The sequence below is a fragment of the Pseudomonas sp. GW821-FHT01A09 genome, from assembly GCF_058986725.1.
Genome location: NZ_JBYSWB010000004.1, coordinates 110,736 through 120,683 on the forward strand (window position 1 = coordinate 110,736; position 9,948 = coordinate 120,683).

At 63.0% G+C, this 9,948-nt stretch carries 9 protein-coding genes; 8 read left to right on the forward strand and 1 reads right to left on the reverse strand.

Annotated elements, in window-relative coordinates; all coding sequences use genetic code 11:
* Positions 1 to 48 precede the first annotated feature (48 nt).
* The 7 genes from AC3WJP_RS06660 to AC3WJP_RS06690 all read left to right on the forward strand — a co-directional run bounded on the left by AC3WJP_RS06660 (position 49) and on the right by AC3WJP_RS06690 (position 7,332).
* Positions 49 to 888 carry an urease accessory protein UreD gene (locus AC3WJP_RS06660; protein ID WP_493720554.1) on the forward strand — a complete coding sequence of 280 codons (840 nt, stop codon included), beginning with the start codon at positions 49 to 51 and terminating at the stop codon, positions 886 to 888.
* Between the two features lie 169 nt (positions 889 to 1,057).
* Positions 1,058 to 1,360, forward strand: a complete 303-nt coding sequence (locus AC3WJP_RS06665; RefSeq protein WP_226505589.1) for an urease subunit gamma — start codon at positions 1,058 to 1,060, stop codon at positions 1,358 to 1,360.
* A gap of 9 nt (positions 1,361 to 1,369) precedes the next feature.
* On the forward strand, positions 1,370 to 1,903 hold the full coding sequence (locus tag AC3WJP_RS06670; protein ID WP_493720553.1) for a GNAT family N-acetyltransferase: 534 nt from the start codon (positions 1,370 to 1,372) through the stop codon (positions 1,901 to 1,903).
* Positions 1,904 to 1,907: 4 nt separating this feature from the next.
* On the forward strand, positions 1,908 to 2,429 hold the full coding sequence (locus tag AC3WJP_RS06675; RefSeq protein ID WP_493720552.1) for a GNAT family N-acetyltransferase: 522 nt from the start codon (positions 1,908 to 1,910) through the stop codon (positions 2,427 to 2,429).
* Between the two features lie 10 nt (positions 2,430 to 2,439).
* On the forward strand, positions 2,440 to 2,745 hold the full coding sequence (locus tag AC3WJP_RS06680) for an urease subunit beta (protein ID WP_493720551.1): 306 nt from the start codon (positions 2,440 to 2,442) through the stop codon (positions 2,743 to 2,745).
* A 135-nt stretch (positions 2,746 to 2,880) separates the two neighbouring features.
* Entirely contained in the window at positions 2,881 to 4,581 is a 1,701-nt protein-coding gene (gene ureC / locus AC3WJP_RS06685; RefSeq protein WP_493720550.1) for an urease subunit alpha, read from the forward strand.
* Between the two features lie 120 nt (positions 4,582 to 4,701).
* Positions 4,702 to 7,332 (forward strand): membrane-targeted effector domain-containing toxin, encoded by a 2,631-nt coding sequence (locus AC3WJP_RS06690; protein WP_493720549.1) that lies wholly within the window; start codon positions 4,702 to 4,704, stop codon positions 7,330 to 7,332.
* Between the two features lie 53 nt (positions 7,333 to 7,385).
* Here the strand turns inward: AC3WJP_RS06690 and AC3WJP_RS06695 are convergent, their stop codons facing one another.
* Positions 7,386 to 8,345 (reverse strand): DnaJ C-terminal domain-containing protein, encoded by a 960-nt coding sequence (locus tag AC3WJP_RS06695; RefSeq protein ID WP_493720548.1) that lies wholly within the window; start codon positions 8,343 to 8,345, stop codon positions 7,386 to 7,388.
* Positions 8,346 to 8,617: 272 nt separating this feature from the next.
* Here AC3WJP_RS06695 and AC3WJP_RS06700 point away from each other — a divergent pair, with 272 nt between their 5' ends.
* Positions 8,618 to 9,889, forward strand: coding sequence for an Hsp70 family protein (locus AC3WJP_RS06700; protein WP_493720547.1), 1,272 nt, complete (start codon positions 8,618 to 8,620; stop codon positions 9,887 to 9,889).
* Positions 9,890 to 9,948 lie beyond the last annotated feature (59 nt).

A 9,948-nucleotide genomic window follows, 5' to 3' on the forward strand; every position in this document is an offset into this window, starting at 1 on the left:
GAGCCTGTTACTCAAAGCCGTTCAACAAGAGCCCTTATACGACACGCCATGAATTTACCCGTTGCCCCTGCCCTCTATACCCCCAGCTGGCACGCTGAACTCGAGCTGGGCTACGCCCGTTTCGGCGCCGGCACCCGGCCGGTCTTGCGCCGCCACAAGGGCCCGCTGCGAGTGCAGAAGCACCTGTATGCCGAAGGCCCTGAGGTGTGCCAGCACATCATCGTGCACCCGCCGGGTGGCATCGCCGGCGGTGATCGCCTCGACATCACGGCCAGCGTCGGTGCTGGCGCCTGGGCGCAGTTGACCAGCCCCGGCGCGGCCAAGTGGTATCGCGCCGCCGGCCCGGCTTATCAGCAGCTGAACCTGAACGTGGCCGCTGGGGCGACCCTGGAGTGGATGCCTCAGGAAACCATCGTCTACAGCGCCGCCCAGGCCGAACTGCAAACTGTGATCGAACTCGAGGGCGATGCCCGCCTGTTGTACTGGGACGTGGTCGCGCTGGGTCGGCCGGCGGCGGGCGAGCGTTTCGAGCGCGGCCACTTTCAGTCCCATCTGGACATCCGTCGCGACGGCCGCGCGCTGTGGCACGAACGCCAGCACGTGAACGGCGATGACGGCTTGCTCGATTCGCCCATCGGCCTCGACGGCCAGCCGGTGTTTGCCACACTGTTGATCACCGGCACCCTGGACCCTGACCTGCTGCAACACTGCCGTGAGCTACCCGGCAAAGTGCGCGGCGACCTGACCCAACTGCCTGACCTGCTGGTAGCGCGCTGCCTGGCCAGCGAGGCCCTGCACGCCCGCGACTGGCTGATCGCGCTATGGACGCTGCTGCGCCCGGCCATGCTCGGCCGCGAAGCGCTGGCGCCGCGGATCTGGAGCACCTGATGCCAGACATTACACCCGTCCTCTGTAGCGAGGGGGCTTGCCCCCGAAAAATCCGTGCGCCAGTGCAATACTCGTTGGCTGGACCCTTTTCGGGGGCAAGCCCCCTCGCTACAGGATTGCGGCCAGCACGGCCGCCCCATATTCAAGTGACTTCAACAACGGATACCCCATGGACCTGACCCCCCGCGAAAAAGACAAGATGCTCATCTTCACCGCCGGCCTCGTCGCCGAGCGGCGGCTGGCGCGCGGCCTCAAGCTCAACTATCCGGAGGCCATGGCGTTCATCTCCGCGGCGCTGCTCGAAGGCGCCCGCGATGGCCAGACGGTCGCCGAACTCATGCACTACGGCACCACCCTGCTGAGCCGTGAACAAGTGATGGAAGGCATCCCGGAGATGATCCCCGAGATCCAGGTCGAAGCCACCTTCCCGGATGGCACCAAGCTCGTCACCGTGCATCAACCCATTGCCTGAGGCCCGCGCATGACAGTGCTGATACGCGACGCCGTGCACGCCGACTTGCCGGCCATTCGCGACATCTACAACGACGCCGTGCTCAACACCACGGCGATCTGGAACGAGCAACCGGTCGACCTCGGCAACCGCCAGGCCTGGTTCAGCGCACGCCAGGCCCAGGGCTACCCGATCCTGGTGGCCATCGACGCCCACAACAGCGTGGTCGGCTACGCTTCATTCGGCGATTGGCGGCCTTTCGAGGGTTTTCGCCAGACCGTCGAACACTCGGTGTACATCCGCGACGACCAACGCGGCCAGGGTCTGGGTCCGCAATTGATGGCCGCGCTGATCGAGCGCGCCAAGGCCTGCGACAAACACGTGATGGTCGCCGCCATCGAAAGCGGCAATACGGCGTCCATTCGTTTGCACCAACGTCTGGGTTTCACGATCAACGGGCAGATGCCCCAGGTCGGTACCAAGTTCGGCCGCTGGCTGGACCTGACCTTCATGCAGTTGATCCTCGACCCCGGCGCTCAACCTTCTGCGAGTCCCTCGGAGTAAGTCCATGAATGCTGCCCAGCTGCGTCGCGTTACCGTTGAAGGCTTTGCTCATTACCAGCAAGGCCTGTACGAACTGCTCGAAGACGCGGTGCGACAAGGCGCGTCCATCGGCTTTCTGGATGACTTCGACCGCGCCCAGGGCGTGGCCTACCTGAGCGAACTCAAGGGCCAGCTGGAAAGCGGCGAGCGCCTGCTCTGGGTGGTGGTGCGCAACGAGCAGGTGCTGGCGAGCGTACAACTGGCGCCCTGCCAAAAGGCCAACGGCCGCCACCGCGCCGAAGTGCAGAAGCTGCTGGTGCACATGGACTTCCAGCGCCACGGCCTGGCCACCCAATTGATGAATGGCGCCGAACTCGAAGCGCGCCGCAAGGGCCTGAGCCTGCTGTTTCTGGACACCGAAGCACGTTCCCCCGCCGAGGCCTTCTACAAGGCAGCGGGTTATACCCGGGTCGGCGAGATCCCCGACTATGCCGGGCGTCCGGACGGCACCCTGATCAATACCGCTCTCTACTTCAAACTTCTTTAAGGATTGCCTGATGATTCCTGGCGAATACCAGATCCAGCCCGGCGAGATCGAACTCAACGTCGGCCGCCGTACCCTCAGCCTGAGTGTGGCCAACAGTGGCGACCGGCCGATTCAGGTGGGGTCGCACTACCACTTTTTCGAAACCAACGACGCCCTGACGTTCGACCGCGCCGCGACCCGCGGCATGCGCCTGAACATCTCGGCCGGCACCGCCGTACGCTTCGAGCCGGGCCAGAGCCGCGAAGTGGAGCTGGTCGACCTGGCCGGGCTGCGCAAGGTCTACGGCTTTGCCGGGCGGATCATGGGTGATTTGTAACACTGCATGCCTGTAGCGAGGGGGCTTGCCCCCGAAAAATCTGTGCGCCAGTGCAATACCCATTGGCCGACCTTATTTCGGGGGCAAGCCCCCTCGCTACGCGATTGAATTGAATTTCAGAACTCAGGATTGCCGATGAAAATCTCCAGACAAGCCTACGCCGACATGTTCGGCCCCACCGTTGGCGACAAGGTGCGCCTGGCCGACACCGACCTGTGGATAGAAGTCGAAAAGGACTTCACCCATTACGGCGAAGAAGTGAAATTCGGCGGCGGCAAAGTGATCCGCGACGGCATGGGCCAAGGCCAGCTGCTGGCCGCCGAAGTGGTCGACACCCTGATCACCAACGCCCTGATCATCGACCACTGGGGCGTGGTCAAGGCCGACGTCGGCCTCAAGGACGGCCGCATCGCCGCCATCGGCAAGGCCGGCAACCCGGACATCCAGCCGGACGTCACCATCGCCATCGGCGCCAGCACCGAAGTCATCGCCGGTGAAGGCATGATCCTCACCGCTGGCGGCATCGACACCCACATCCACTTCATCTGCCCGCAGCAGATCGAAGAAGCGCTGATGAGCGGCGTCACCACCATGATCGGCGGCGGCACCGGCCCGGCCACCGGCACCAACGCCACTACCTGCACCTCGGGCCCTTGGCACCTGGCGCGCATGCTGCAGGCCGCCGACGCATTCCCGATGAACATCGGCCTGACCGGCAAAGGCAACGCCAGCCTGCCGGAGCCGCTGATCGAGCAGGTCAAGGCCGGTGCCATCGGCCTCAAGCTGCACGAAGACTGGGGCACCACGCCGGCCTCGATCGATAACTGCCTGAGCGTCGCCGATCAGTACGACGTGCAGGTGGCGATCCACACCGACACCCTCAACGAGTCCGGCTTCGTCGAAACCACCTTGGGCGCGTTCAAAGGCCGCACCATTCACACCTATCACACCGAAGGTGCCGGTGGCGGCCATGCCCCGGACATCATCAAGGCCTGCGGCCTGCCCAACGTGTTGCCGAGTTCCACCAATCCGACTCGGCCGTTCACCCGCAACACCATCGACGAACACCTGGACATGCTGATGGTCTGCCATCACCTCGACCCGAGCATCGCCGAGGACGTGGCCTTCGCCGAAAGCCGCATCCGCCGCGAGACCATCGCCGCCGAAGACATCCTCCACGACCTCGGCGCGTTTTCCATGATCAGCTCCGACAGCCAGGCCATGGGCCGCGTCGGTGAAGTGATCACACGCACCTGGCAAACCGCCGACAAGATGAAAAAGCAGCGTGGCCCGCTGGCCGAGGACGTTGCCGGCAACGACAACTTTCGCATCAAGCGCTACATCGCCAAGTACACCATCAACCCGGCGATCACCCACGGCATCAGCCATGAAGTGGGCTCGATCGAAATCGGCAAATGGGCGGACCTGGTGCTATGGCGTCCGGCGTTCTTCGGCGTCAAGCCGACGCTGATTCTCAAGGGCGGGGCGATCGCCGCCAGCCTGATGGGCGATGCCAACGCCTCGATCCCCACCCCGCAACCCGTGCACTACCGGCCGATGTTCGCCAGCTATGGCGGCTCGCGCCATGCCACCAGCCTGACTTTCATCAGCCAGGCGGCACTGGAGGCCGGCTTGCCGGAACAGCTGGGGTTGAAGAAGCAGATCGCTGTGGTGAAAGGCTGTCGGACGGTGCAGAAGACCGACCTGATCCACAACGGCTACCTGCCGCAGATCGATGTCGATCCGCAGACTTATCAGGTCAAGGCCGATGGCGTGCTGCTGTGGTGCGAACCGGCGGATGTACTGCCGCTGGCACAGCGGTACTTTTTGTTTTAGCGCGTTCACCGGCGTCATGCAGGCAACACGCCTGCTGGCGCCTGCAGGTATATACCGCATCAGCCTCCACATCGCCCCCTAACCTCGCTGGCTCCTGACATTACAACCAAGGAGACAGCCATGTCCGACACCCAACCAACCGAGAACGCGATCGCTCTGTCGCCTGAAACACCTGAGCAAACCCTCGCCGCACTGACCCAGGCTGCCACTGATTTCTATACCGCCTTCCCGGATGTCAATCAGTGCGCTCGTCAGGAAGCGGCCCGAATCCTCAAGGTCCATACGGGCCGTGATCTGGATCCGGATGCCGTGTACTGGCACCGGTTTTCCAATGCCATCAGCAACCCACAGACCTTTACCGGCTGGGAGCACTATGGTGTGCCCGACAAATCCCGGACCATGACCGAATTGACCCAGCGCCGCTTCGACGTCAACGATCAGATCAACGCCATCGATCTGGACAGCATGAGCGGTTTCTACACCGCGGACGGCACGGCGGGTCACTACGACCAGCGCAACGAACTGGCGTTGTCGCCACTGACCATCATGAATGACTTGTGGGAGGGCAATTTTGCGCAGGCCTATCAGACGCAACTGGAGGCGTTCTGGACCGCTCAAGGCGACAGCGGGCGATTGGTGGCTAAAGCCCTTTGCGTGAGCTATGCCTTCGAGGCAATGCGCCGTCGATTGCTCAGTCGCCGCGCCTTCAAACAATTCATCTTCAGCGTGGCGGGCCCGTTGAAGCTTCCTCCGACCATTGCACAATTGAAACGAGGCGTCACCAGCAGAGACCTGGCCGAAGTCTGCGATCTGACCCTGGGCGGAATAACTGCCACGGGCATCATACGAGTGAAGAATGCCCAAGGGCATCAAACGCTCTACCTGCCCCCAGACTGGTTCCACACCTTCCACTCCGAACGTGAAGTCTATGAGTGGTTCTGCGTTCAGGCGGCCGACCCGGCGCGGCGTGAGCATCTGCTCTCGCATTTCACGGCGCACCATCAAACCGATTCTTCGACCCTCCAGACCCTGAACTCCACGCTCGACACCATGCAGCGCACGCCTTGGGTCGCCGGGCAGACCATGCTCAATGGCGCCAGCCAGCCGATTACCAAGGATGTGTTCAGTTATCTGATCGACAACTTGCGCGCCCGCCTGGAAACCGAAGCGCAGACGATGCTCACCAGTAACTGGCAGCTGCGCAAAGACATCTTTCTGGTCGACCTCAGCGCCTTCGTCCGTGTCACCACCGGGATCGCACCGGGCGATTCATTGGTCGCGGCATCCGTCGTCGGCGCCTCGGCCATCAGCCTGGGTGCCCACCTGGCCGTCGTCCTGCGCGGCAAAACCCACGAGCAGCGGAGCAAGGCCGCAGTAGCCGCAGCACTCGATGCGCTGTCATTGCTGTTCAGCCTGCCCATGCTCAAGGGCAGCGGCAAGCATATCCTCAACGAGTTCGCCGACCTGGCCGAAGAAGCACCTGCCGTCGTCGAGACCCAATCGCCCATGCCCTACGCGGTCGATATCGACGTTTCCGTCCTGCCCACAGAAATCAATGGCGCCGGCGGTCTGTTCTACGTGAGCGGCGACAAGCGCTATATCCAGCTCGCGCAAAAAGTCTATGAGGTGGAGTTCATCGAGGTCCTGGACCGCTGGGTCGTGATCAACCCGCTGACGCCCGACAACCTGACCGGCGCCTGGCCCGTCGAGGCCAACTGGCGCGGCGTGTGGGAACCCTATGTCGAAGAAATCATCGACCCGCTTGGGGTCGGCGCCGACGAAGAGTCAGCCTCTGGCGCAATCACGCCGCAAATGATCGAAGCGCATCGACTCGATACACAGCTGCGACCCTACGAAGTTTCGATGAAATACGTAGAGCTGATCGAACCCCTGATTGGCCGTGACAGTGCGCGCCTGATGAGCTCAACGCTGGACGATACGTTCGCCATGGCGAGAAATGAACTGTTGCTCGCGCGTAACGAGCTAGCCGCACACGCGCGGCTCTTCTTCAACCTTCCCAGAGAGCCGCGCAGCGTCCTGGTACCTCGATTCAACGAATTGACAACCCCCGATACGCTTTTCGAAGCGATCTACGATCAGCGCCAAGGCCTGGTCATCGGTGAGGCGAAGGATGCAATCGGCAGCAAGAAGCTGCTGATCAAGTACATGGGCGATCTGAAATCTCAGGGCGTACAGACTTTGTACACCGACCTGCTGATCAAGGAACTGCATCAAGCCTGGCTGGACCATTACCTGGAGACTGGCCTTGTGCCCAGCGGACTGTACAACTACCTGACGCGCCTGACCCGGCAGTCGATCCTGGCGAAGTACACCCCCTTGGAGCTGATCAAGATGGCGCGCCTGCAAGGAATCAAAGTCAAGGCACTCGATTGTGCCGCTGCCCACCAGGTGCATGGTCTGAGCCAGACTGAAGCGGGAATCGGTCAGAAAATGCGCAACTATTACGCCATTCAGCGTATCCGCGCCCACCAGGCAGCGCGCCCGGCGAGCGGCTGGATTGCACTGGTCGACCACACCAAGGTCAGCACATTTCAGGACGTGCCCGGTTTAGCGGATCTGGCCGACACCGTGGGCATCAGGGTCAAGGATGTATCACGCAATACGCCCCTGACCCTCAGCGCAGACCCAGGCCAGCGATTGCCAGGTACCCAAGGTAATGTCAGAACCGATTTGCAAGTCGAGATGGGGACGTTGTCCGAGAGCTCGGTGACGACGGTCACCAGCGTTTGAAGCAAAGCAGCGCCCGCCCTCTCCTGCAGTGAGTCGGCGGGCGCTGTCGATGATCAGCGGCTCCAGTTCGCCCGCGGATCGAACTCGGCGTTCTTCGCCAGCGACTCCCACAGCGCCTGCGCCTCGGCGTCGTTGTGGGTGGGCATGACCACCCTGATCTGCGCGAACAGATCCCCACGCTGGCCCTGCTTGTTCAACAGCCCATTGCCTTTGACCCGCAGGCGCTGGCCGTTCTGGCTGTCCGGGCGAATGGTCAGGTTGATGCGACCGGTCAGGGTCGGCACCGCCACCTTGGTGCCCAGCGCCACTTCCCAGGGCGCCAGCGGCACCTGCAGGATCAGGTCGTCGCCATCGACCTCGAAAAATGGGTGTTTCTCGAAGTTGATGGTCAGGTACAGGTCACCCGTGGCACCGCCACCGATGCCCGGGGCGCCCTGGCCCTTGAGGCGAATGCGCTCGCCATCCGCGACACCGGCCGGGATCTTGACGTTGAGGCTTTTCAGCGAATCCGCCACGCGCTGCCCGGCAGCGTTGTGCTGAGGCACCTTGAAGCTGATCTTTTTCGATTCGGTGGCCAGGGTTTCCTCCAGCGACACCGGCAGCTCCATCTGCACGTCCTGGCCATCACGGCCACGGCTGCGCCCCTGGGCGCTGCCGAACGGATTGCCACCTGGCCGGCCGCCGCCTGAGCCACCGAAAATGGAGCTGAAGAAGTCGGAAAAATCCGCGCCTTCGTCGAAGCCGCCACCGCCACGCCCCTGCCAGCCCGGCGGGCCCTGGAATGGCCGACCGTGCTGGCCGTACTTGCGCAGCTCATCGTACTCGGCGCGTTTTTCCGCGTTGCTCAGGGCCTCATAGGCCTCGGAGGCTTCCTTGAACTTGTCCTCGGCGCCGGCTTCTTTGCTGACGTCGGGGTGATACTTGCGCGCCAATTTGCGGTAGGCGGACTTGATCTCTTTTTCATCCGCCGTCGGCTCTACGCCGAGGATCTTGTAGTAGTCTTTGAAATCCATTGGGGGGTAACCACCTTCGTTTACCGGGGTCGCGGCGTCAGCGCTCGAGGTGTGAGACGCTGAAGTGCGATGGAAGTTTATCGGCCCTGCAGGGGCGTGAATGAATACGCCTGAACGAAAAGAATCCCGCGAGCCGGATCGATAAGTCTAAATTGGGGGCCGATGATGGTCTTTCAAGGCACCCGGCGGGTAAATAACGGATATTCGGCCTTCGATTCTGCCAACGACTGACATACACTGCGCGGCCGTTTTTTACCGGAACCCTCGACAACATGAAAAACGTATCCCCGGCCCGTGCCTGCGGCATCGACTTCGGCACCTCCAACTCCACCGTCGGCTGGCATCGCCCTGGCGAGGAGTCGCTGATCGCGCTGGAGGACGGCAAGATCACCCTGCCGTCCGTGGTTTTTTTCAATCTCGAGGAGCGCCGGCCCGCCTATGGCCGCATGGCTCTGCACGAGTACCTCGAAGGCTATGAGGGGCGCCTGATGCGCTCGCTCAAGAGCCTGCTGGGCTCCAAGCTGATCAAGCATGACACCAGCGTGCTGGGCACCGCCCTGCCGTTCAAGGACCTGCTGGGGATGTTCATCGGCGAACTCAAGAAGCGCGCCGAAACCAACGCCGGGCGGCCGTTCGACGCCGTGGTGCTCGGGCGGCCGGTGCATTTCGTCGACGATGACGCGGCCGCCGACCAGGAGGCCGAAGACACCCTCGCCGAAGTAGCGCGCAAGGTCGGCTTCAGCGAAGTTTCGTTCCAGTACGAACCGATCGCTGCGGCCTTCGACTATGAGTCGACCATCGAGCGCGAAGAGCTGGTGCTGATCGTCGACATCGGCGGCGGTACCTCGGACTTCTCGCTGGTGCGCCTGAGCCCCGAGCGGCGCGACCACGATGACCGCCAGGACGACATCCTCGCCACCGGCGGCGTGCACATCGGCGGTACCGACTTCGACAAACAGCTGAGCCTGCAAGGCGTGATGCCGCTGTTCGGCTATGGCAGCCGCATGAAGAGCGGCGCCTTCATGCCCACCAGCCACCACCTCAACCTGGCGACCTGGCACACCATCAACTCGGTGTATTCGCAAAAATCCCAGCAGGCCCTGGGCAGCATGCGCTACGACATCCAGGACACCGATGGCATCGACCGCCTGTTCAAGCTGATCGAGCAGCGCGCCGGGCACTGGCTGGCGATGGAAGTGGAAGAAACCAAGATCCAGCTGACCGACCGCGACCAGCGCCTGGTCGCCCTGGATCGCATTCAGCCGCAGCTGAGCGTCGAACTCACCCGCGCGCTGTTCGAGCAGTCCATCGACGGCTTGCTGGAGCGGGTGCGCGGCAGTGTCAACGGGCTGCTGGACAAGGCCGGCGTGCGGGTGGACCAGGTGGATACGGTGTTCTTCACCGGCGGTTCGAGCGGGATTCCGGCGTTGCGCCAGAGCGTCTCGGCGATGCTGCCCAATGCCCGCCATGTCGAAGGCAACATCTTCGGCAGCATCGGTAGTGGTCTGGCGATCGAAGCGCGCAAGCGCTACGGAGATATGTAACCCGGTAGCGGGGGGGGGGGGGGGGGGGGGGGGGGGGGGGGGGGGGGGGGGGGGGGGGG

Coding starts and splice junctions, on each gene's coding strand:
- AC3WJP_RS06665 (WP_226505589.1), top strand. CDS start 1,058: ATGGACCTGACCCCCCGCGAAAAAGACAAGATGCTCATCTTCACCGCC.
- AC3WJP_RS06700 (WP_493720547.1), top strand. CDS start 8,618: ATGAAAAACGTATCCCCGGCCCGTGCCTGCGGCATCGACTTCGGCACC.
- AC3WJP_RS06680 (WP_493720551.1), top strand. CDS start 2,440: ATGATTCCTGGCGAATACCAGATCCAGCCCGGCGAGATCGAACTCAAC.
- AC3WJP_RS06675 (WP_493720552.1), top strand. CDS start 1,908: ATGAATGCTGCCCAGCTGCGTCGCGTTACCGTTGAAGGCTTTGCTCAT.
- AC3WJP_RS06695 (WP_493720548.1), bottom strand. CDS start 8,345: ATGGATTTCAAAGACTACTACAAGATCCTCGGCGTAGAGCCGACGGCG.
- AC3WJP_RS06690 (WP_493720549.1), top strand. CDS start 4,702: ATGTCCGACACCCAACCAACCGAGAACGCGATCGCTCTGTCGCCTGAA.
- AC3WJP_RS06660 (WP_493720554.1), top strand. CDS start 49: ATGAATTTACCCGTTGCCCCTGCCCTCTATACCCCCAGCTGGCACGCT.
- ureC (WP_493720550.1), top strand. CDS start 2,881: ATGAAAATCTCCAGACAAGCCTACGCCGACATGTTCGGCCCCACCGTT.
- AC3WJP_RS06670 (WP_493720553.1), top strand. CDS start 1,370: ATGACAGTGCTGATACGCGACGCCGTGCACGCCGACTTGCCGGCCATT.